The sequence below is a fragment of the Paenibacillus sp. oral taxon 786 str. D14 genome (genome assembly GCF_000159955.1).
Taxonomy (GTDB): domain Bacteria; phylum Bacillota; class Bacilli; order Paenibacillales; family Paenibacillaceae; genus Fontibacillus; species Fontibacillus phoenicis.
Genome location: NZ_GG695974.1, coordinates 212991 through 235844 on the forward strand (window position 1 = coordinate 212991; position 22854 = coordinate 235844).

The 22854-nt window shown below is 54.2% G+C and carries 19 protein-coding genes; 13 read left to right on the forward strand and 6 right to left on the reverse strand.

The features are described from left to right. Positions 1 to 481, forward strand: a 481-nt coding sequence (locus POTG_RS09550) for an amidohydrolase family protein (protein WP_157273389.1), incomplete at its 5' end; no start/stop codon positions are given. Between the two features lie 345 nt (positions 482 to 826). Here POTG_RS09550 and POTG_RS09555 read toward each other — a convergent pair. Next, entirely contained in the window at positions 827 to 2656 is a 1830-nt protein-coding gene (locus POTG_RS09555; protein ID WP_009224631.1) for a methyl-accepting chemotaxis protein, read from the reverse strand. 165 nt (positions 2657 to 2821) lie between these two features. On the opposite strand from POTG_RS09555, the gene POTG_RS09560 reads away from it, so the two are divergent. Continuing rightward, complete coding sequence (locus tag POTG_RS09560) at positions 2822 to 3328, forward strand: CYTH domain-containing protein (RefSeq protein WP_009224632.1); 507 nt, start codon at positions 2822 to 2824, stop codon at positions 3326 to 3328. A gap of 32 nt (positions 3329 to 3360) precedes the next feature. On the opposite strand, the gene POTG_RS09565 is transcribed toward POTG_RS09560, so the two are convergent. Further along, entirely contained in the window at positions 3361 to 4119 is a 759-nt protein-coding gene (locus POTG_RS09565) for an SGNH/GDSL hydrolase family protein (RefSeq protein ID WP_232282267.1), read from the reverse strand. 191 nt (positions 4120 to 4310) lie between these two features. Between POTG_RS09565 and POTG_RS09570 the strand changes: the two genes are divergently transcribed. The 9 genes from POTG_RS09570 (at position 4311) to POTG_RS09610 (ending at position 15100) form a co-directional block, all read left to right on the forward strand. Next, positions 4311 to 5294 (forward strand): Gfo/Idh/MocA family protein, encoded by a 984-nt coding sequence (locus POTG_RS09570; RefSeq protein WP_269724332.1) that lies wholly within the window; start codon positions 4311 to 4313, stop codon positions 5292 to 5294. A 212-nt stretch (positions 5295 to 5506) separates the two neighbouring features. After that, entirely contained in the window at positions 5507 to 6241 is a 735-nt protein-coding gene (locus tag POTG_RS09575) for a hypothetical protein (protein WP_009224635.1), read from the forward strand. An 18-nt stretch (positions 6242 to 6259) separates the two neighbouring features. Further along, positions 6260 to 6499, forward strand: a complete 240-nt coding sequence (locus POTG_RS09580; protein WP_009224636.1) for a hypothetical protein — start codon at positions 6260 to 6262, stop codon at positions 6497 to 6499. A gap of 423 nt (positions 6500 to 6922) precedes the next feature. Further along, positions 6923 to 7903, forward strand: a complete 981-nt coding sequence (locus POTG_RS09585) for a sugar-binding protein (RefSeq protein WP_036644904.1) — start codon at positions 6923 to 6925, stop codon at positions 7901 to 7903. Then, the gene (locus tag POTG_RS09590; RefSeq protein ID WP_009224638.1) at positions 7900 to 9339 is read left to right on the forward strand and encodes a sensor histidine kinase; all 1440 of its coding nucleotides are present in this window, start codon (positions 7900 to 7902) and stop codon (positions 9337 to 9339) included. Before POTG_RS09585 ends, POTG_RS09590 begins: the two co-directional genes overlap by 4 nt. A gap of 22 nt (positions 9340 to 9361) precedes the next feature. Further along, positions 9362 to 10933: a helix-turn-helix domain-containing protein gene (locus POTG_RS09595; protein WP_009224639.1), complete on the forward strand. Its 1572-nt coding sequence runs from the start codon at positions 9362 to 9364 to the stop codon at positions 10931 to 10933. Between the two features lie 57 nt (positions 10934 to 10990). Then, positions 10991 to 12280 (forward strand): D-xylose ABC transporter substrate-binding protein, encoded by a 1290-nt coding sequence (gene xylF / locus POTG_RS09600; RefSeq protein WP_009224640.1) that lies wholly within the window; start codon positions 10991 to 10993, stop codon positions 12278 to 12280. 112 nt (positions 12281 to 12392) lie between these two features. Then, positions 12393 to 13904: a xylose ABC transporter ATP-binding protein gene (locus POTG_RS09605; RefSeq protein ID WP_009224641.1), complete on the forward strand. Its 1512-nt coding sequence runs from the start codon at positions 12393 to 12395 to the stop codon at positions 13902 to 13904. 2 nt (positions 13905 to 13906) lie between these two features. Further along, positions 13907 to 15100, forward strand: coding sequence for a sugar ABC transporter permease (locus tag POTG_RS09610; protein WP_009224642.1), 1194 nt, complete (start codon positions 13907 to 13909; stop codon positions 15098 to 15100). A gap of 127 nt (positions 15101 to 15227) precedes the next feature. Here POTG_RS09610 and POTG_RS09615 read toward each other — a convergent pair whose 3' ends face one another. The 4 genes from POTG_RS09615 to POTG_RS09630 form a co-directional block, all read right to left on the reverse strand. After that, a complete protein-coding gene (locus POTG_RS09615; RefSeq protein WP_009224643.1) occupies positions 15228 to 16448 on the reverse strand; it encodes a phosphodiester glycosidase family protein in 1221 nt (406 codons plus the stop codon). A gap of 613 nt (positions 16449 to 17061) precedes the next feature. Continuing rightward, positions 17062 to 18678, reverse strand: coding sequence for an alpha-glucan family phosphorylase (gene glgP / locus POTG_RS09620; RefSeq protein WP_009224644.1), 1617 nt, complete (start codon positions 18676 to 18678; stop codon positions 17062 to 17064). Positions 18679 to 18853: 175 nt separating this feature from the next. Next, entirely contained in the window at positions 18854 to 19447 is a 594-nt protein-coding gene (locus POTG_RS09625; RefSeq protein WP_009224645.1) for a DUF1273 domain-containing protein, read from the reverse strand. Between the two features lie 500 nt (positions 19448 to 19947). Next, positions 19948 to 20460, reverse strand: coding sequence for a hypothetical protein (locus POTG_RS09630; protein ID WP_009224646.1), 513 nt, complete (start codon positions 20458 to 20460; stop codon positions 19948 to 19950). A 157-nt stretch (positions 20461 to 20617) separates the two neighbouring features. On the opposite strand from POTG_RS09630, the gene POTG_RS09635 reads away from it, so the two are divergent. Both POTG_RS09635 and POTG_RS22705 read left to right on the forward strand, forming a co-directional pair. Next, entirely contained in the window at positions 20618 to 21604 is a 987-nt protein-coding gene (locus POTG_RS09635; protein ID WP_009224647.1) for a Gfo/Idh/MocA family protein, read from the forward strand. A gap of 22 nt (positions 21605 to 21626) precedes the next feature. Further along, positions 21627 to 22796: an SEC-C metal-binding domain-containing protein gene (locus POTG_RS22705; RefSeq protein ID WP_009224648.1), complete on the forward strand. Its 1170-nt coding sequence runs from the start codon at positions 21627 to 21629 to the stop codon at positions 22794 to 22796. Positions 22797 to 22854: the final 58 nt, after the last annotated feature.

Here is a 22854-nt window from a genome sequence, read left to right on the forward strand (position 1 = left end):
CGCCGGGCTCGTCCAGCGCATGGCCGCGCTGCCGCTCGCGGCGGATATCCAGCCGCGGTTCGTGGCCAGCGACTTCCCCTGGGTGCTGGAGCGGGTGGGGGAAGGGCGTACGGAGTACCTGTACGCCTGGAAGAAGCTGCTGGCGGCCGGAATCGCCTGCGCCGGCGGCAGCGACGCGCCAATTGAGCCGCTCAGCCCGTTCCTCGGGCTGCATGCGGCGGTGACCCGGCGGGCGCCGGGGGAGACGCACGAGGGCTATCTGCCCGAGGAGAAGCTCTCGACGGCGGAAGCCTTGGCGCTCTTTACCCGCGGCAGTGCACAGGCCGCCGGGGAAGCGGAGGAGCGCGGGGAGATTGCCGTGGGGAAAGCCGGCGATTTTACAGTCATCGACCGGGAGATCGAAGGCGATCCCGAGCAGCTTCTCCAAGTCCAGGTGCGGATGACCATCGTCAACGGGGAGATCGGTTACCGGGCGCCATAGACTTGCACGGTGAAGCCGGAGGTCATGTCCAGCAACTTGTTCCGCTGTTGAGCCTTCCCACTCCCCTCTCGCGCCTAATGTATATGAAAAATCGAATACAATTTAACGATTTGGGCGGATTTAAGGGAATCTATATGAAATTTCATATACATTTGCTCATTTCCGAGAGAAACAGCCTAAATCTATATGAAAAACCGAATAGATTCCCTTTTTTTCTTCGTTGGCACCATTTTATATATGAAATTTCGAATAGATTTCCGATATGACCTAAAGAAGCCGTCCCAGGGAGCTTGAACTCCCGGGACGGCTTTCTTTGTTGTGCTCGAGCATGGTGCCTGAACATCCTTACACCGTGAAGCCGGAGGTCATGTCCTGCAGCTTCTTCGCCATCGCGGCCAGCTGGTCGGCGGTGCCGTCGATTTCGTTCATCGTGGCGAGCTGCTGCTGGATGCTGCTACTAATCTGCTCCGTGCCTCCGGCGATCTCTTCGGTCGCGATCGCGATGCTGCTGATCGCTTTCTCCATCTCCCGGGTGCTCTGCGCCTGCCGATCGTTATCCTCATCGATGCGGGCGATCTGGCCGATGATTTCTTGCACGCTGCCCAGAATATGATCGATACTGCGCTTTGCCTCCGCCGCTTTTTCCACGCCTTCTTGCACCTTGCCGGCCGCTTCATTGGCCGAGGCTACGGCTTCCGCCGACTTCAACTGGTTGTCGGCAACCACATCGGCGATCTCTTGAGCGGCGATCCGACTCTCATCGGCCAGCTTGCGAATTTCATCGGCCACGACGGAAAATCCTCTGCCGGCTTCCCCGGCGCGGGCCGCTTCAATCGCGGCATTCAGCGCCAGCAGATTGGTTTGGGCAGAGATGCCGGCGATCAGCTCGGTCATGTTGGCGATGCGCTCGGATGAATCGTTAAGCTGGCGGATCGTTGACGTAACGAGGCGGGTTGACGACTCGATATCGGTAATGGCCTCTTCGATCTCTGTAATTTTCATCGCCCCGTTGGCTGCGGCTTCGCCGACGATTTTACTCTTCTCCGCTGTATGTTTGCTGGCGATGGCCGTGGATTCGGAGAACCGGGCCATATCGGTTAAGCTGGCGGACGTTTCCTCCGCGACAGCGGCATTCTCCGAGGTGCCGGAAGCGATCTGCTGTACCGTGGCGGAGATGTTTTCCAGTGAAGCGGTGGTTTCTCCCGTTGCCCGGCTCAGCAACTGACTGGCGGAATACATCGTGCCGCTGGAGGCGATGATTTCCCCGATGATCGTTTGCAGCTTGGCCATAAAGGCGTCAAAGCTTTGGCTGAGCACGCCGAGCTCATCCTTGCTGCGATAACCGATTCGCCCGGTTAAATCGCCGTTGCTGTCGGCAATCTCCTTCAGCTTGGCGGTTACTTTTTCAATCGGATGGACGACGGCGCGAATAATAAACAATGCCAGAACGACAGTGACGGCGGCGGAAATGGCCAGCAGGATCAACATGGTGATCCAGGTGGAACGGTAGACCGCTTTGCTGTCTTCATAGGTTTGCCGCGCTTCATTGATATGTTCATTGATCCAGCCGTCCATCGCGTCGATCAATTCGGCTTTCGCCGTATCTAAGGCGGTCATTTCTGCTGGAGGTCCGCCGGGTTCCCCTGCCGGTTCGGCGGCTGGGTCTGCCCCCGCCGCAACCCCTGTTGCATCCCCTGCTTCAGCACCCGCTTCAGCGGCCTCCTCCGTTGCAGGCGCGTTCGCCCCTGGGCCTCCTGGACCGGTCATGCCGTTCTGGTACGTCGTCAGGAAGTTGTCCAACGCCTCAGTATATGCTGCGTATGTAGTCAATACATTGCTTACAGTCGCTTGGTCAGTTTCATCGTTATATTCGGACAAGCTTGCCTCGATCTTCGTTAAGGTTGCGGTGATTTCCTCCTTCAGCGAAGCGCGTTCTTCGTCATCGGAGGCGTTCATGTAGCTGTTGGCCGAGGTGCTCGCCGCAATCATGCTCGATTTCAGCTCCTCCAGCTTCACGATCGGCACGAGCCGTTCGTTATTCAGTTCCTCCAGCTTGTCGTTAACGTTGGAAATTTCCCGAAGACCCACGACACCGATGATAAGGAGAAACGCAAACAGGCAATACGCCAGCAAGCGGATTTTTAGCGCAATCTTCATGTCTTGGATGAGTTTCACGTGATTGTCCCCCTAGGTATGTATTCGTATAATGGATATGTTCAGTGTATCTGGGGGGACTGAATCCAGCATGAATAACAACTGAATGGAGCATGAAAGACCGCTGAATTCACGATGAACGGATACTGAATTTTTACTGAAAAGAACATGAGGAGGTTTTTTCCGTTGTCGCTGGAAATTGAACGCAAGTTTCTGTTACCGGCGTATCCGGAGCAACTGATTCGAGAGGGAGCGCTGGTGGTTCGGTCGGAACATGCGATCGACCAGACGTATCTAGCCCTGCATGAGGATCAGGAGCTGCGGGTTCGCAGAATTGAGGACTTGCGTACCGGAGAGATTCAATATACGCATACCTTCAAAAGAGGGTTTGGCCTGTCCCGCGAAGAAGTGGAGGTGTCCATTTCGGAGGGGCTGTATGAGCAGATTATCGCGATTCATCAGGCGATCCCTTTGACCAAACGACGGGTGACTGCCGAATGGGACAAGCGTACAGTAGAGATCGACGTTTACGACCAGATCGATTTTATCGTGCTCGAAGTGGAGTTTAGCTCGGAGGAAGAGGCGCGGTCCTTTGAGCCGCCGGCCTGGTTTGGCCCGGACATCAGCACCAGCAAGGAATACAGCAACAAGAAGGTATGGCGCGATTTACAAGCCCGCAAAAAAGAGACCTGACATCCTCAGGTCTCTCGTTCTATGACAGTTCTCTATTCCAGCGCCAATCCGCCGCTTCCTTCCCGCAGCAAGAACCGGTAGTTATTGCGGACGAACTCCAGCACCTTCTCGCAAATGATCCGGTGACCGTCTTCGTTCGGATGGATGCCGTCCGTGCAGAGGAACTTCGTGTAATCGGGGTGCTCCAGAAATGCGCCGCGCACGTCGATCATTTTGGTCTTGGTCATTTCCGATACTTTCAGAATCGTTGAATTGTACCGTTCCTGCCACCAATAAATCTTTGTGACGCTCCCCAGCCATTTCAGGATGTTCTTCTCCGCTTCCGGGTCGTTGCGGCTGACCCATTTGAAGTAATTGTCGGCGTTGAGCGGCGGCAAGCTCATCAGGACCGGTACAATGTTCTGACTCTTAACGAATTGGATCGCTTCGGTCAGCATTTTTTCGAATAAGGAAAAGTCGGTTTTCGGGTGGTGTTCTGCATCGGGATGCTCAGCAATTTCGTTCCAGTTGAAATCACAGTCATTGCCTCCATACTCGATTAAGATGATGTGGGGTTTATCTTTCTCCACGTCCCTCTTGAGGTTCGTGAGCCCCTTCATTAACGTGTTGCCAAACCGCGCGGTATTATGAACCGCACCCTTCAGCTTCTGCTGCAGCAGTGAAACATAATTGTTCTCCAAGACGACGTACTTATGACGTTGTTCATCATAGATGACGCCTTTGGAAATGGAGTCTCCGCTGACCATATACTTGATTTCATTTTTGGAAAAAAACTTGCTGTCGTTAATCACAATATCACCCCTCTTAAACCCCGAAACCTTGTTCATTTCGTTATATCTATTGTAGATGAGTTTTCTTGCCATGCGCAAGTAAGCAGTTTGTATTGACAGGATATGTGAATGCATGCGAAAGTGGACAAGGTTGACAGGGAATGAGAGAATACGAGTGAAGCAACCATGAACAAAGGGAGGAAATCAATGTGATACGTTTCGCCACGATTGGAACGAACTGGATTACGGAACGTTTTATTCAGGCAGCACTGGAAACGGAGCAATTTGCCTTAACGGCGGTTTACTCCCGGACCGAGGAGAAGGGCAGAGAGTTTGCTGCCAAGTTTGGCGATCCGCAGGTATATACGGATTTGAAAGCCTTAGCGGCCAGCTCTGACGTCGATGCCGTTTACATCGCCAGCCCGAATTCATTTCATGCGGAGCAGGCCATCTTGATGATGGACCACGGCAAGCATGTGTTATGCGAGAAGCCGATGGCGTCCAATGCGGCAGAGGTTCGCCGGATGATCGAAGCGGCGCGTCGCAATGACGTGCTGTTAATGGAGGCGCTGAAATCGACGCTGATGCCGAACTTCCGGGCCGTTCAGGATAATTTGTACAAAATCGGCCAGGTGCGGCGTTATTTTTCAAGCTACTGCCAGTATTCTTCGCGGTATGACGCCTTTAAGCAGGGCAAGGTGATGAATGCCTTTAATCCTGCGTTTTCCAGCGGGGCTTTGATGGACCTCGGCATTTATTGTATCTATCCGATGGTGACGTTGTTCGGGAAACCGGAATCCGTGCAGGCTTCGGCGATCATGCTGTCTTCAGGCGTAGACGGGGAAGGCAGTCTCGTTGTGCGTTATCCGGAGATGGACGGCGTGATTATGTATTCCAAAATTACCGACTCCTATTTGCCAACGGAAATCCAGGGGGAATACGGAACGATCGTGATCGATCGAATCAACCAGCCGTATGAGGTCAAAATCCTGTACCGTGACGGCACAACCGAGGAGCTGACCTGCTTCCAGCCGCAGGAGTCGATGTACTACGAGGCGCTGGAGTTCATTGAGCTGATTCTCAGCGGCAAGCGGGAGAGCCAGATCAATACGCATGCCCGTTCGCTGGCTGTCGCCGAGCTGATGGAGGAAGCCAGACGCCAGTTTGGCCTGCGGTTCGCAGCGGACGAGGCATAAAGGGCGGCAGTGTTGTCGCCCGCTTAAAATTATTTAAAGGTTTTAATTGTTAAAAATTGAAAAATACCACTGTATGTTGTATTCTATTAATGTAAATTTATATCAAATTATCCTTAGAGAGGAAAGGTGGTATTTGTAATGAAGTTTTCGAAGTTTCCTGTCGTCCTGTCACTTGTGGGAAGTTTCCTGTCGTCCTGTCACTTGTGGTAAGTATGTTTGCATTCGCAGTTCCTTCGACTTTTGCTGAGAGTGGGAGTATAGGTTCAGAAGAGATTAAAGTAGTTAGAGCGATCTTAGTTGAAAATGGCGTGAAAAAAGAGTTAAGTGCAACAGAATACGAGGTACTTATGGAACAAAATAACCATAAAGTACAAGAGATTGAGAGACAAAAGAATATAAACCAGGCAAAACTAAACAAAAATGATGGTGTTGCTAATGAATTGAAACCAGACGAAATAACTCCTTTTGCATTAATAGACATGAGCATATATACTGAGGCTGGTTTTATTCAATCCGTGTATCGTAACGACTTAACTCGTAGGATTTCTGTTCCTGTATACAATGAAACAAGTCAGGAAGTGACCCGGACTATTTCTTTCACTGCTTCGCAATCTTATACAAGCAATGTATCCCTTACCTCCACGTATGCGAAAAACGCATTCACAGCAGGTGTAACAGTAGGCTCTTCTTGGAGTAATACTTACAGTGATAGCGATTCTGTTACACAAAAAATTCCACCCCACAAATATTCCTGGATGGAATATACCCCCAATATGAGTAATTCCTATGGAACTATGCATGAAGAAGTATGGAATTTTGATGGTTTTACTAATGTGAAAATTGTGGACAAAACCTATTTTCTTGATGTTTATATAGCCAAACCAGGAAATGCTGGATTACCCGACGGACTCTATACAGTAAAAGAGAGCAGCACTAAACCCAACTGAAATATAAGGTGACAAGTTATGAATAAACGAGGTACCGGTACAATCCTAATCGTGATCGCGGCAATGTTATTTATATTCCGTAATTCAACTCACTTACTAGTGGCTGCAATCATGGGGCAAAAGAATGGCAATTTTGCTGAAGGTACATTTAGCAATGCCATGGGGGCAACCTTTTCTTACTCGATGATTCCTGAAATTATTGCATTAATTGCGGGGCTGATCTATCTGATTTGGGCAGAAATCCAAAAGGAGAAATAATCAGCTAAAATATTGTCCGATAGCTAGGCTGTTCATTCCATTCGAAGCTGTCGCGAGCTAATGGTGGACGTCAGAAGCCAATTTCGGCCTGCTGCACGCGGCAGACGCTTCGATTTCCGCAGAATAAATAGAAATCAAGCCCAAACTGGTTGGCCAGTTTGGGCTTATTCGTGTGCGCCCGGCATGGGCGATAACTAGGCGGTGAAAGTCCGCTACAGGCTTGGCAGTAGGAACTGTTAGCCAAGGGCAAGGGTTAAAGGGACAATCATTCTCTCCTTCACAATCATGTAATTGAGAAACGTAGAGGCTTGACAGGCCTGAGATCTGAATATTGAAAGGGCCCGCTGTTAGATAGCCTTTATCAAACCTAGTTGCAACCGTTTACATCCTGAGATAGGATTATCGGAAGAGGTGAACTGGTTCATGAAGGACAAGAAATGGCTGGCGGGCATCATGATCTGCATCGTGGTTTTGGTCTATTTGTTTATCGGCTTTGCCAGGTACTCGGGGAAAATCGGCAGCATTGTCAAGGAGCTGCAAGGGCAGCCCGCGAGCGGAGAGCCACGCTATCATATCGTGCTGATCGAGCAAGAGCGCTACCATCCCTATTGGGAAATGGTGGAGAAAGGTGCAGCGGAGGCGGCGGAGAAGTATGGAATCGACATCGAGTTCACGGGGCCGGTGCGCAACAACATGGAAGAGCAACTGAACCTGCTGGAAAAAGCGATCGCCGCCCGCGTCGACGCGATTATCGTGCAGGGGCTCAATGAAGAGCGGTTTACGCCGGTCATCGATAAGGCGGTACGCCGCGGCATCCCCGTCGTGACCATCGACACCGACGCGCCAAACAGCCAGCGGCTGACTTATGTCGGCACTGACAATTTAGCCGCGGGCGAGCGCCTGGGTCGCCTTGTCGTGGAGACGACTGGCGGGATTGGCAAGATCGGCGTGATCATCGGCAGCGATCAGGCCGCCAACCAGCTGCAGCGGCTGGACGGGCTGAAGAAAATCGTCGCCGAACACGAGGGGCTGGAGATTGTGGACGTTCGCAGCTCGAACATCTCCCACATGGAGGCGATTCAGCAGGCGGCCAACATGCTCCGGAATCATCCCGAGATCACCATTATGGTCGGTACGAGTGCAACCGATGCGCTTGGCGTGCTGCAGGCTGCCAAGAACCGCGACGACCTGACGATCATCGGCTTCGACAATCAGAAGGAAACGCTGGAAGCGATTCGCAAAGGGGAGATTGAAGCGACGGTGGCGCAGCAGCCTTTTTTGATGGGAGAAACGGCGGTTCGGCTGCTCTATGAGCACTTCGGGGGACAAGCGCTGAAGAAGGCCTACTTCACGGAAGTGAAAGTGCTAAATGCGCACAACGTGGAGGAGGGCGAGAGTTTATGAGTATCCGCCGCAAATTGTTTCTGTTTATTCCGTTGTTGGTGCTGGTGATGAGTTCGGTGTCCTTCTTCCTGTTCCAAAGCGGAAAGAGTGTTCAAGAGAGCTATCACCTGATGATGAAGCGCATTCTGTTGTACAAAGAGATCTCCTACGAGGTGGGGGAGAACATGCGGTCGATGAACCGATTCATTATGCAGTTGGATCAGGAGAGCTTGCCCGAAGTCGTAAAGCATTTGAATGCGGTCAAGTCCTTGCGATCGGATCTCGACGGGCTCCGGACGATTGGCGGCAGCGACCTGGCCCTCGCCAATTATCGCAACCTGATCGACACCTTCCTGGAGCAGGCCGAGGCGATGATTGAGGGGATCAGCTATGAGGATTCCGATACGATGGCCGGAGCTTATATCGAAGCGGAGCAGACACAGCGTTTTATCCGCGAGGAGGCGCAGGAGCTGGTCGACTTGGAGCTGGAGCAATATAAGCCGATTTACGAAGAGATGATGGATGCGACCGGAAATCTGAACAAGCTGGGCATTCTGCTGGTGGTGACGGCAGCGGCCTTCAGCATTCTGCTGGCGATTTGGTTGTCGCGCAGCATTACCAATCCGATCCGCCGGCTGGTCGCGACTGCCAAGCAGATCTCCAAAGGGCGGATGGACACGAAAGCGCCGGAGAGCGACAGCAACGATGAGATTAGTATTTTGTGCCGGGCGTTTAATGGAATGATTGACAACATCCAGCAGCTGATGGCGGAGAATATCAACAACTTGGAGAAGGACCGGCTGGTGAAGGAGCTGGAGCTCAAGACGCTGCAAAGCCAGATCAATCCGCATTTTTTATTTAATACTTTAAACTCCATCTCCAAGCTGGCCTATCTCGAAGGGGCAACCAAGACAAGCGACCTGGCTGTTTCCGTGTCTCGTCTGCTGCGCTACAACTTGCAGAAGCTTGACCAGGCGGTCCCGCTGCGCGAGGAGGTGGCCCATGTTACGGATTACATGAACATCCAGAAGGCGCGGTTCCGCGATCGGATTGCCTTCAGGATGAACATCGACGAACGCGCACTGGACGGGAGAGTCCCTTGCTTAACCTTGCAGCCGATTCTGGAGAACGCTTTTGTACACGGCATTGAACAGATGGAGGAAGGGGCTGTGCTGGAGCTGGCGATTCGCCTTGGCGAGGGGGATCGGGTCGAGATTGAAATCCGCGATAACGGGGTTGGCATGAGCCGAGAGACGGTGGATCGGCTGCTGCAATCGGTACGCGGCGACGCTCCGCAGATGGGGGGTAAAAGGCATTCGACCGGCTTGGGTACGCATAATGTGTTCAAGCGGCTGCATTTATTTTTTGACGGAGAGGAACAAATCGAGATCGACAGCGAGGAAGGGGCTGGAACCGCCGTCCGGTTTACGCTGCCTCTTCGCGTAGGGATTTCATAGGACGGGGAAGGGGGAATCCGAATTGTACACTTTGCTGATTGCGGACGATGAAGCATTGGAACGGGAAGGTCTGGAAATGATGATCAGCCACGCGATGCCGGATACGTTCCGTTTTGTTCATGCGGAGAATGGGAGGCGGGCGATCCAGCTGGCGGAGGAGGAAAGGCCGGATTTTATTTTTATGGATATCAAAATGCCGGGGATACAGGGCTTAGAAGCGGTGCGGGAGATTATGGCCCGTCAGCCGGGGGCACGGGTGGTTATTATCACGGCCCATGATTATTTTGCCTATGCGAAGGAGGGGCTGGCGCTAGGCGTACGGGAATATTTGCTGAAGCCGTCTCGGCGGGAAGAGATCGTAGACGTACTGAAGCATCTAATCACTGAGACCGAAGAGGCGAAGCGGGCCCGCGACGAGCAGCTCTCCCTGCAGGAGAAGCTCTCCCACCTGCTGCCGCTGGCGGAGAACGAACTGTCGCTGATGTTAATGCTGGAGTATGCGCAGGAGGTCGAGGCCGACCAACTGGCCCGAATGCTGAACCTCAAGTGGAGGAAAGGCTACGCGATGGTATTGTCATTTGTGAAGCACACCTCCAAGGAATGGGCCAGCTTCCAGGTGGTCAAGAAGGAGATTTACGATGCGGTCAAGCAATGGGCGAAGCCGGGCTTGTCCTGCATTGTCAGCCCGGTGGTGGGCCATCAGATCGCTTTGTTTATCCCGTTGCCGCCGGGACGGCCGGGGTATGAGCAGCGGGTGATGGCGTTGGAATGGGGCGAGCGGCTGCGCAGCCAGGTGGAGGAGCGGTTTGGGCTGCCGTTGTCCGTCGGGATCGGCGGGGTCCGCGAGGGCTGGGACGGGCTAAGCCGCTCGTACCGCGAAGCGGTTCGCGTCTGTGCGGAGGAGCAGGACATCGTCTGCGTCCGACATTATGACGATATCGCCGAAAGCTCGGGCGGCCCCGCGATTCCGCTGGATGAGGAGAAGAAGCTGCTGGATGCACTGCTGCGGCAGGACAAACCCGAAGCAGCCGAGCGCTTTGACCTGCTGTTCGAACGCCTGAAAGGGGGGCGGTCGGATTATTTTCCGCGTCTGCGCGGGGATGTAATTGGGTTGCTCCTCTATTTGAGCCGCGGCGTGGAGGCGGGGGACGGTCCCGAGTTAATCGAGGATCTGAGCGCCTGCGAGGATACGGCATCGCTGCGCGAGCGCGCGCTGCACCGGCTTGGCGGCTGGATCGACGGCCTGCGGGAACGGAAGGAACGCAGCCGTTCACATGTGCTTCAGCGGGCGCTCCTATTCGTCAACCAGCGGTTCAAAGAAGAGATTTCGATGGAGCAGACGGCGGAATACGTGAATCTCAGTCCTTACTACTTCAGCAAATTGTTTAAGCTGCAGACCGGAGAGAATTTTAGCGATTATCTCACCCGACTGCGGATTGAGGAGGCGAAGCGGCTGATCGCCGGGCGCTCGTTAAGCCTGAAGGAAATCTGTTATGAGGTGGGCTACAAAGACCCGAATTATTTTAGCCGGGTATTTAAGAAATCCGTTGGCATCACCCCCAGTGAATATCGCCAGCAAATCGAAATCGAATAAGTCCGTCCGTTCGGTTAGCTTAGGTGAGTCCTTGTCCCAGACAAGGACTTTTTTGTTGTGATTGCACAAAAAAATCCAGTGAAAGCGTTCGGTTTGAAAGCATTTACATCCGATGGCAAAGGAATGCAGAACAAGCGCAAACAAGTGCAGGCTTTGACCGAACCGAAGCGCGAGGAGCGATGCTACGATATTTTTGTAAGCGGAATCATCAAACGATTATTTAAAAGAAGGGGCGTAGGCGTAGTGAAAAAACATAGTCATTTTGTACGGTTAAGCTTGGCAGCCATTTTGTTAGCTTCCACCCTGGCAGGCTGCGGGGTTGTTTCGGACGGCAGCGCCAACAGCGGGAACACAAAGAACAATGCAGAGAGCGCGGCTGGAGGCAAGGACGACGGGAAAATCGTCATCGGCATGTCGATGGACACCCTGAAGGAAGAACGGTGGCAGAAGGACCGGGATTTATTCACCGCCAAAGTCGAAGAGCTCGGGGGCGAAGTGAAGGTGCTTGCGGCGAACGGTGACGACGCAACGCAGTTGAGCCAGGCGGAGCAACTGATTTCGCAAGGCGTTGACGTGTTGGTGGTCATCGCACACAACGCCGAAGCAACCGCACCCATCGTGGAAAAAGCGCACAAAGAAGGCATCAAGGTCATCGCGTATGACCGTTTGATCAGAAACTCGGACGTTGACTATTACATCTCCTTCGATAACGTTCGGGTCGGCGAACTTCAAGCCCGCGCTGTAATTGAAGCGGCACCAAAGGGCAACATCGTTTACATCGGCGGTGCGGACACCGATAACAACGCGCACATGTTCAAGGAAGGCGCGATGAACGTGCTGAAGCCGCTGGAGGAGAAAGGCGACATCAAGATCGTATATGACCAGTTCTCCAAGGACTGGAAGCCGGAAGAAGCACTGAAGAATATGGAGAATGCGCTGACCGCCAATAACAATGACATTCAGGGCGTGGTCGCTGCAAATGACGGCACGGCCGGCGGGGTAATCCAAGCGTTAAACGCACAAGGTATGGCCGGCAAAATCCCGGTATCCGGGCAGGACGCGGACTTGGCCGCAGTCCAACGGATCGCCGAAGGTACGCAGCTGATGACCGTCTACAAACCGATTAAATCGATTGCCATCACCGCTGCGGAAATGGCAGTTGCGGCCGCCAAAGGCGAGGAAGTAAAAGCGGACAAAACCGTCAACAACGGCAAAATTGACGTGCCTTCCGTGCTGCTGGATCCAATTCCGCTCAACAAGGATAGCCTGAACGTCGTGATTGAAGACGGGTTCCACAAGCTGGAGGACGTGTACAAAAACGTACCAAAGGATCAATGGCCGAAGTAATGCGAACCGGACATCGGTAAGGGCGGAAGCGGCGAAAACCAGGGAGCGTTCGGCGCCTCCTTGGTTTCGCGCTTTTCGCCGATCCTTAGGCGAATGAAGGAGAGCTAAGCCTATGTATGTATTGGAAATGGTGAATATCAGCAAGGAGTTTCCCGGCGTGAAAGCCCTTGACCGCGTGAACTTCCAAGTGCGTAAAGGGGAAATCCACGCGCTCTGCGGCGAGAACGGAGCGGGTAAATCAACGCTGATGAAGGTGCTGAGCGGCTTGTACCCAGCCGGCACCTACAGCGGGGACATCGTCATCGGCGGCGAGAAGAAGCAGTTCCACAACATTGCCGATGCAGAAAAAGCCGGCATCGCCATCATTCACCAGGAGCTGGCGCTCGTGAAGGAGATGACGGTGGGCGAGAATATTTTCCTTGGGGCGGAACCAACCAAAAGCGGCGTGATTCAGTGGGATGAGCTGTATCATAACGCGGCGCAGTGGCTGAAGCGGGTTGGGCTGAATATTTCTCCGGATACGAAAATCGGCAGTCTCGGCATCGGCCAGCAGCAGCTGGTGGAGATCGCCAAGGCGTTGTCCAAGCATACGCAGATTTTGATTCTGGATGAACCTACGGCCGCTTTAACGGAAAGTGAAGTGGCGATCCTGATGGACATCTTGAATCAGCTGCGCAGCGAAGGGGTGTCTTGCGTTTATATTTCGCACAAGATGCCGGAGGTGTTTGCTCTGGCCGACTCGATTACGGTGCTTCGCGACGGTCGCACGATAGCGACGCTGGATCGCAAGGAAACGAATGATGACCAGGTCGTGTCGATGATGGTCGGACGGGAGCTGACGGAACGGTACCCACGGGTGGAGCATCGCCCATCGGATACTGTGCTGGAGGTTCGGAACTATAACGTGTGGCATCCGGAGAAGCGGAATCAGAGGGTGATTAAGGATGTCAGCTTCCGGGTGCGCAAAGGGGAAATCCTCGGCATCGCGGGGTTGATGGGGGCCGGCCGGACCGAGCTGGTCAGCAGCCTGTTTGGCGCATACGGCGGTAAGGCGACGGGGGAGATCTTCGTAGAAGGCAATCCAGTGCGGATTCGCTCCGTCTCCGACGCCATCCGCGCCGGACTCGCCCTCGTCAGCGAGGATCGCAAGCGTCAAGGGCTCGTCATGGGGATGGACGTCAAGACGAATACAACGCTGGCGACGTTGGCTAAGGTCTCGAAGTTAAGCGTGATTAACGATAATGAGGAAATCCGCTGGGGTCTGAAATATGTGCAGGATTTAAAGACGAAAACCGCGTCGTTGGAAACCCCTGTCGGCACATTGTCCGGCGGGAACCAGCAGAAGGTTGTTATCGGCAAATGGCTGATGTCTGACCCGAAAATTCTCATCATGGACGAACCAACCCGCGGCATTGATGTCGGGGCGAAATACGAGATTTATCATCTTATGAATCAGCTGGTCGACCAGGGCGTGGCCATCATCATGATCTCTTCGGAGCTTCCAGAGGTGCTCGGGATGAGTGACCGAATTCTGGTGATGAGCGAAGGCAAATTTGTCCGGGAGTTCGACTGGCGCGAAGCGACCCAAGAAAATATCATGCAAGCCGCTACGGGAGGGAAATAAACATGGAGCTTCAAAAGGAACTAGGTAAACAAACGGATGGGGCCGCCTTAAAGCCGACGCTTTGGGGCAGCCTGTTCGGCAAAATGGACGTGCGGGCCTACACGATGGTGGGCGCACTGGTGTTGATCTGGGTGCTGTTTGGCCTGCTGGACCCGACTTTTTTGACGGCGCGGAACTTATCCAACCTGTTTACGCAAATGTCGGTGACGTCGATTTTGGCGATTGGGATGGTCTTGGTGATCGTCGCCGGGCATATTGACTTGTCGGTGGGTTCCATCGTGGGGTTGACCGGCGGGCTTGCCGCGATTTTCAGCAACTGGCTGGGGCTGCCGGCGATTGTGGTGATTCTCGCTACGCTGGCAGCTGGCGCGATCTTAGGCTTGCTGCAGGGCTGGTTGGTCGCCTACAAAATGATCCCCGCCTTTATCGTCACGCTGGGGGGCATGATGGTCTTTCGCGGCACGCTGATGGGCGTGACCAAATCGATGACGATCCCGGTCTCCGATAAAGTGCTGGCGCTGCTGGGTAACGCGTATTTTGCCTCGGGATTCGGCATCATCCTTGGGATATTGGCCATTGGCCTGATTGTGTGGAGCACGCTGCGCAAACGTCGTTCCCGGCAGAAATACGGCTTTGAGGTGGCGCCATTTGCAGTGGACGTGATCAAGATGGCCGCGCTCTCCCTGCTGGTCGTCGCTTTCGTGCTCGTGATGAATGCCTACAAGGGCATTCCGTTCCCGATCATCTTCGTTATCGCGCTGGCGGCCATTTTCTACTTCCTGTCCACCAAAACAACCTTCGGCCGGCACATTTATGCGATCGGCGGCAACCTGGAAGCGGCCCGGCTGTCCGGCATCAATATCCGCCGCAAGACGATGATCGTCTTCCTGCTCAGCGGGTTGCTGGCGTCCATCGCGTCGATTGTCTTGACGTCGCGCCTCGCTTCGGCGACGATCACCGCCGGGAACATGGCGGAAATGGACGCGATCGCGGCTTGCGTCATCGGCGGGACATCGCTGATGGGCGGTGCGGGTACGGTGCTGGGCGCCTTAATTGGAGCGCTCGTCATGACCTCGCTCGACAATGGGATGTCGTTGATGGGGCTGGAGTCGTTCTGGCAATACGTGGTGAAGGGCTCGATCCTCGTCTTTGCGGTTTGGCTCGACATTTCGAATCGGCGTAAAGGGTTGAGATAAGAGGGTGATGTAAAAAGACGGCACTTCTTTGGAGCTTGTCCCTGCGGGGTGAACTCCTTGGAAGTGCCGTTTTGATTGTTGATGGTCTTACGTTGGTTGGTCGCTTCGTTGCTGTTGACTTTCTTGCTTATTGGTAGGTGACGATCAGCGCATTGCTGATTTTGCGGCCCGGTTGGGTCAGGTATTTCCCGTTATAATACAGGCCGCTGGAGGCGCCGCCGTCCAGGTTCATCGCTTGGTACGCGCCGGCTTGCTTCATGATTTCCGCGAGCTGCGGAATCGTGGCGCCGCCGGTGGTCAGCAGGATCAGCTTATGGTCGCGCGTGAGGCCTAAGGCGCTGCGGGCACCGCCGCCGGTGAGAATTTTCGGGTCCTTGAAGCCCTCCGCTTTGACGTCAACGGCTACTTTGCCATTGACCACAAGGCGCGGCCCGGCTTGAAGCGCTCCCTCCATCGTGCCTGCGTTAAAGGCATCGTTGAAGTCATCGCCTGGGATCAACCGCGCCAGCAGGTTGGAGTCATAGGTGAAGATGGTGCGCTTGTCGCCGGAAGCTTTCATCTTCAACTCGCCGCCGCTGACGATATAGCCGTAAGGAGCTTTGTAGGCGTTATCTGTATAAGCGTTGAAGAACGTGCCGTTGATGGCAACGACAGCCTTATGGCGCTTGGCGAGGCTGCTCAGTTCCTCGACCTTGCCGACCGCGTCGCCAGCGAGCGCCACCTTCAGGCGGACTTTGGGATCCATCAACGAGATGGTGACCATCTGCGTGGAGAAGGAACGTCCGCCCACTTTAAACGTCTTGCGCGCGCTGACGATCGCTTTTGAGGCGCCGGCGCTGGTGAGCGCGCTGCGGCTTGTATACGGCAGGGTCAAGCGGGCATCGCCTTGACCCAGGGTAACTGAGCCGGCGGTTTTGTCCCATTCCGCCGGCAAATTGAACGTGGCGCTGACGAATTGCAGCGGCACGTAGGTCGCGCCGGCCTGGGTGAACGGCGCGTCGGCTAGGGTGGTCGGCTCGCCGTTAACCTCGGCCTTGGCGGAGCCGACCTTCAGGATCGCGGACGTGGCTTCGCCCTGCGCGATCGTCAACTGCTGCCGGGCTGCATCCCACTGAACCTGGATACCGTTCAGTCCGTTTAAGGCCCGGCTGGGCACAAAGGCATGTCCGCTGGAAGCGTCCAGCAGGACGACGTTTTTGGCAGGCGCCGCCGTCGCCGTGCCTGCGGCGGAGGCGGGAGCGGGGGCAGAGGCCCAACTGATGCCGCCGGAGATGAGGCAGACCAGGGCGAGCCCTAGAAGCAGCAGGCGTTTCGCAAAGGCGCGATAGAATATGCTCGTTTTGTTCATCAAGTTGGTTTCTCCTTTTATGTATATTGGGAATCGCTTCTTTAGGTAATATCGGAAATGTATTCGATTTTTCATATACAAAAGGGTGCCAACGACGAAAAAAATTGGAATATATTCGGTTTTTCATATAGATTTCGATCAATTCTCTCGAAACTGGGCAAATATATATGAAATTTCATATACATTCCCTTAAAACCGCAGAAAACGCTGAAATGTATTCGATTTTTCGCATACATTTGGTGCGGAAGGGAAGTGGAGACGAACTACATTGTGTGGAAGGTGAGTGTGGGCGCACCCATACCAATAAACAACGGTTCGAAGGGGAAGTTGAGCTGCATCGACACCAAATAAATAACGATAAAATAACGATGCGAGGAGGGGAGCCGCATCCATACCAGTAAATAACGGTTTGGAGGAGATAAACAACGGTGTAAGAGGGGAAGTCACATCCACACCAAAAAACGGTGCAAGTGCAACCCCTCACACTGCGTTGCAGCTTTATCCGCCGCATTCACAATCACACCTCATCCACCACCGCTCTCGCCAAGCTCACCATCCGTCGTATTCACCGCTATTGTCACGTTCACCACTGCTTTCGCCGCATCCACCGCTTTCACCGCATATACAGCTTCCGGTAATACTCCTCCAGCATCCGCTTGGTTGAGAATGCCTCGCGGGTGGTTTCGATGCTGCGCTGCATCATCTGCACCCAGCGGGGGCGATCCTCGTAGTAGGCCGGCACGACCCGGTTGAGCAGCGTGTCGTAGAGCGCTGCGCTGTCATGCCGGTCCAGCTCGTCCGGGTCGGCCGACTCGAAGCCGTCGCCGATCTGCCAGCCGTTCTCGCCGTCCAGGCAGGCCTCCGGCCACCAGCCGTCGAGGATCGAGCAGTTCAGCACGCCGTTGACGGCGGCTTTCATCCCCGAGGTGCCGCTCGCTTCCAGCGGCCGGCGCGGGTTGTTCAGCCAAACGTCCGCGCCGCGGGTCAGCTTGGCGCCGATCGTCATGTCGTAGTTTTCCAGAAACACGACGCTGCCAGGATATCGCTTCATCATCGCGACCAGGTTGCTGACGATCCGCTTGCCAGTTTCGTCATTCGGATGGGCTTTACCGGAGAACACAAGCTGGATCCGTCCGGATTCAAGGTAAGGTGCGATTAGGTCCGGACGGGAAAAGATCAGGTCGCTGCGCTTATACGGCGCAGCCCGGCGCGAGAACCCGATCAGCAGCCGCTCCGGATTCAGCTCCACTCCCGACCGCTCGCGGATCAACCCGATCAGCTCGCGCTTCAACTCCATATGGACGGCCCATACATCGCCGCCCTCGTCATAAGCGCGGAGCATCCGCGGGTCGGCCCACGTCGGCAGGTGGATCGCGTTGGTGATCCCGATGATCTCCGCGCGCCCGGCCACGTCCTTCCACATGCGGTTTGCGGTCTCCGCATGCAGCGCAGCCACGGCGTTGGCGCGGCGCGCCAGCCGCAGACCGGCGACGGTCATGTTAAACGGGTTGCCGCCAATCCGCTCCATCTGATCGCGGCTTAACCCGTTAAAGGCGGACATCGCCTCCAGCAAATCCAGCCCATGGGCTTCGTTGCCTTCCTTGACCGGCGTATGGGTCGTGAACACGACCGTTTCGCGGGTATTCCGCCAAGCGGATTCGAAGGTCAGCCCGGCCTGCATTTTTTCGCGGATCAGCTCCGTGGCGGCCAGGGCGGCATGCCCCTCGTTGAAATGGTACACCTCTACCGGGATGTTCAGCGCGCGCAGCGCCTTTACGCCCCCGATGCCCAGCACGATTTCCTGGGCGATCCGCTCCTCGCCGAAGCCGCCGCCGTATAAGCGAGCGGTAATCCAGCCGTTCTCGCTGCCCGGGAGGTCGGTATCAAGCAAATAAAGTGGATTATTGCCAAACTGTTCGGTTTTCCATACTTTGCAAGGAACCTCGGTATTTTTGATCGTCACCGTGACGGTGATGCCGGTGTCCTCAAGAAACTCGTATTCGTGATCGGTAAACATATCGTAGGGCCGTCCATCCTCGCCGATCCGCTGATCGGTATATCCTTGCTTCCACTTGATGCCAACTCCGACGAGCGGAGCGCCGATATCTTTGGCCCCTTTGATAAAATCACCGGCGAGGACGCCAAGTCCTCCCGCATACATTTTAAAATCGGAATGAAGACCGTACTCCATGCTGAAATAAGCAACGGTAGGGAGCTGCCTTTCGCCCATGGGAATACCTCCTTTGCTATGCAAACGTCATGCTGCACTGAAAGCGATTTACGCTATTAGTGTAGTCCGGAGGCGGGCGGAAGGTGACTGAAGGGGGATTGGCCCGTGAGAGCGGGGAGAGAGAGGCAGCGGGGAAATGGGGGATTACTGCGTTAACACCCGGGAAGAAATTCGCTTAAGCCGGGCCATATTCATCCGGGCGGATGTCGCTGTCAACGTAAGCCCGCTCCTGTTCTTCGCTAGCGATTGCTTGAATTTCTTCGGAACCGATGTTGATGTAGACGTAACCGTCCTGGGCTTGCTTCTTTAAGGCACGTTCCTTAAAATATTTCGGGCTTGCCTCGCCCGACTCCTCGTCATAGACGAGCAGAATACCATCGGTCTTCCGGAATAGCAGCTCGTCCCGGCCCGCAAACTGCCAAGGGCCGAGGTAAGGATCTTTGCTCGCTGCAGCATAATGGTCGACCTGGCGAAGAATTTGCGAATAGTAGTCTTTTTTCTCATCGCTCCATTTCTCTTCTTGACGGCTGTAGGCGGTGATGATCGAGCATTTCAGCTGGGGGTACCGCTTCCTCAACTCAAACACAGCTTCGCAAGCCCACAGATCCACGCCGTATTGGCCGGGGGTAATGACCCACTCTAACCCTTCTTCCAACAAGGGGATGAGGCGATGGGTGATCGCTTGACGGATATAGGGAATGCCTGGGTGCTTCTGGTTGTAAATACCGAGCTCATGGGCGCGGTAACCGGTGACGAGCAGATTTTTCAAGTTGATAACTCCTTAGCTTCAGTTGTTCCTAGGGCCGATCGCGGCCACGTAACGTATTATACCTTGCTATCCCTTCCCGGCAAAAACAAAAACACCGCTTCGCGCAGGAGGAAGACCTCACCGGCTCGGCGGTAGATGTTTGACATTGATCATACGCGGGATCAGGCAGATCGCCCAAGCCCATGGCAGCGGTTACAAAAAACGCGACCCATTAACCGTGAATCGAGAGTAGGGTAAATACCGTGTAGAACACTGCGTAAAAAACACCCAGCCCAACAATCCATAGAAAAGCGTTGCCTTTCAATTTCTCCGGTTGCCACATGAGGACTCGCTCCTTTACGTTTCACTGGACTTACAAATGTGAACAAATTGTGTCTGACTTAATTATTGAACATTTTGTGTCAAAAATCAAACAATTTATTGAACGAATTCAAACTTTTTTTGAAATCAACAAAAAACCATGCCCCGTAAGGCATGGTCGGTCGCTCGAGTTTCAGTTATTATCCTTTAAATGGGGAAAAGCCTTCCTCCGCCAAATACTCTCCGGCTTCCTCGCGGGTTTCGAAGGCCATCTCCAGGCTTAATCCGGAGTAGATATACCACAAATCATCCTCGTATTTGAGCGTCAGCTTCTCGCCTTTGGCATTTGCCCACACACCCCCGGTTGAGGTGTTCTGCAGGGAAGCGTCTTTCGATCCGGAGTTCACAGAGGGTGAAACGCTGTCTTCGTCCTTCCGGACGGACAAAGCGGTAATTGACGCCTTGACCAGGCGGCGCAGCTCGGGCTCCGCCATGTCCCGAATATTCACGAATCCTTTGGCATCGGTCTCATAACCGTCCAGCAGCCCGGCGTAAACAAACCCGTTCCCGTTGGGGTGCAGGTGGTAGACGACGGTCTTTTTATCATAAACGCTGCCTTCATAGTGGAAATTTACCCGGCCCAGCGATACGTTTCTTTGTTCCAGCTCAGGGAATGATTTGAAGATTTCCAATTTCTGCTCAAATGTCAGCATGCAGCCCAACCTCTCAAATGGCGAAATTGCGGGGGCTTGTCCTTCCCGCGTCTATTGATTATAGCATATCGGACGCTCCAATTCGTTCCGTTTCCCCATCGGCGGGTTAGCAGTTATAATGAATGGAAGATGAATCGAGCAAAGGAGGAAGGAACGAATGGGAGAGGCGACGATCAAGTGGGGAATTTTAGCGGCTGGGGGAATTGCCGAATCGTTTGCGGGGGATTTGGCGCATGCGAGCAACGGCGAAGCCTATGCCATCGGTTCGAGAAATCTGGAGAAGGCCAAGGCGTTTGCTGAGAAATTTGGGATTCCTAAAGCGTATGGAAGCTATGAGGAACTGGTCGCCGACCCGGAAGTCGATGCCGTCTATGTAGCTACACCGCATCCTTACCATAAGGAAAATGTGATGATGGCACTGCGTGCGGGAAAAGCTGTCTTATGCGAGAAGCCGTTTACGGTCAATGCCGCCGAATTGGAGGAACTGGTAGCCTATGCCCGCGAACACAAGCTGTTCCTGATGGAAGCGATGTGGACGCGGTTCCTGCCAGTCATCCGCCGGGTGCGGGAATGGCTGGCGGCCGGACGGATCGGCGAAGTGCGCATGGTGAAAGCGGACTTTGGTTTCCGCGCCGGCTGGGATCCGGCCGGGAGGCTGCTTAACCCCGAGCTTGGCGGCGGGGCGCTGCTGGACGCCGGCATCTACCCGGTTTCGTTTGCGTCGATGGTGCTGGGGCCGCACCCGCAAAGCATCCAAAGTACGGCGCATATCGGGGAAACCGGGGTCGATGAGCACTTCTCCGTATTGTTGACCTATGAAAATGGGGCTGTCGCTTCCTTAAACGGCGCCGTGCGGTTGGCGATCGGCAACGATGCTTATATTCATGGAACGAACGGCAAGATATACATTCCCGGGTTCCTTAACGCGACCACGGCCACGTTGTATATCGATGGGGAAGAGCCTGAGACCGTGACCGATGATCGGACCTTTAAAGGTTACACCTATGAGGCGGAAGCCGTCGGTCTGGCCCTGAACGCCGGGTTGACCGAAAGCAGCGACATTTCGCTCGATGAATCGCTGGCTATCCTGCGCTTGATGGATCAGATTCGCGGGCAATGGGGGCTGAAATATCCGTTTGAATGAAATGAAGAAGGAGTAGTTTTACATGACTGATCAGACGAACCAACTGCTAGAGGAGAACAATATTAAGCATGCAATGATTGGCGAGGTGATGCATCGGCTGTCGGACATCTTGCCCAGCCTGACCAAGACCAGGCTGGCGGCGTTAGCCGCCGTTTATAGCATCCCTGGCCGCTCCAAGATGAAGAAGGAGGAGCTGGCCGCCGCCGTTCAAGCAAGCATTGAGAATCCCGAATCGCTGGAGGTTGCTTTACGAAATAGCAGACCGAAGGAATGGGAGCTGTTCGCCTCGCTGCTTTACGGTTCCTATCAACCAAGCAACGCGACACCTTTCGGATACTACTATTATTTCCTGGATCGCGGCTTGCTGTTTACTTTTTTCACTGATAACCAGTTGCACCTGGTGATTCCGGACGAAGTGAAGGCAGCCTTCCGGAAGCTGGATCAACCGGCTTTCCGGCAAGCACTGGAACGAAGCCACCGGCTCTACAATTACTTGATGGCCGCGATTAATCTGTATGGAATCATCGCGCCAGCGAAGCTTACGGAAATCTATAACGCGCAGAACAGCCATGCATCCATCACAGAAGAGGAATTGCTGCAACAGCTGAACCAATTTTTACTCCGGACGGATCAGTATTTTGAGCTTCATCAGGGCTATATCGCCTCCTTGGACATGGAAGACAAAGAATTTGACGAGCTCAAGGGCAAAGTGCAAGGGAAACCTTACTACGTGCCGGAGGCGCAGGAACTGCTTAAATATGCGGATCAAGACTACTTTGAGATGACTCCGCAACTGACGGCGTTGCGGGAGTTTGTGACGAAGGAGTTTCATTTGGATGCGGAAAGCGCGGAGTATTTAGTAGACGACATTCAACTCGGCTGCTCGATGGAAGCTTCCTTGCAGGATCTGCTCTACGAATTCGAACGTCGGGACCTGAACTTCTCGTCGCAGAAGCAGGCACAGCAAGCGGTAGCCCTCATTGGCGACGTATACGATCACACCCGGATGTGGTCCAATGCCGGACACACGTTGGACGAGCTGCGCCGGATGCAGGACAATTCCGGAAGCTCGCAAGCGAGACCTTCCATTCGCGGGCATATCGTTAAGCAAGCCCGGTCGAACAAGATCGGCCGCAACGAACCTTGCCCTTGCGGAAGCGGTTTGAAGTACAAGAAATGCTGTGGAAAATAAACCAAAGCATCAATTCTAAAAGGCTGCCTAAGCACTCAAGCTTAGGCAGCCTTCTTCT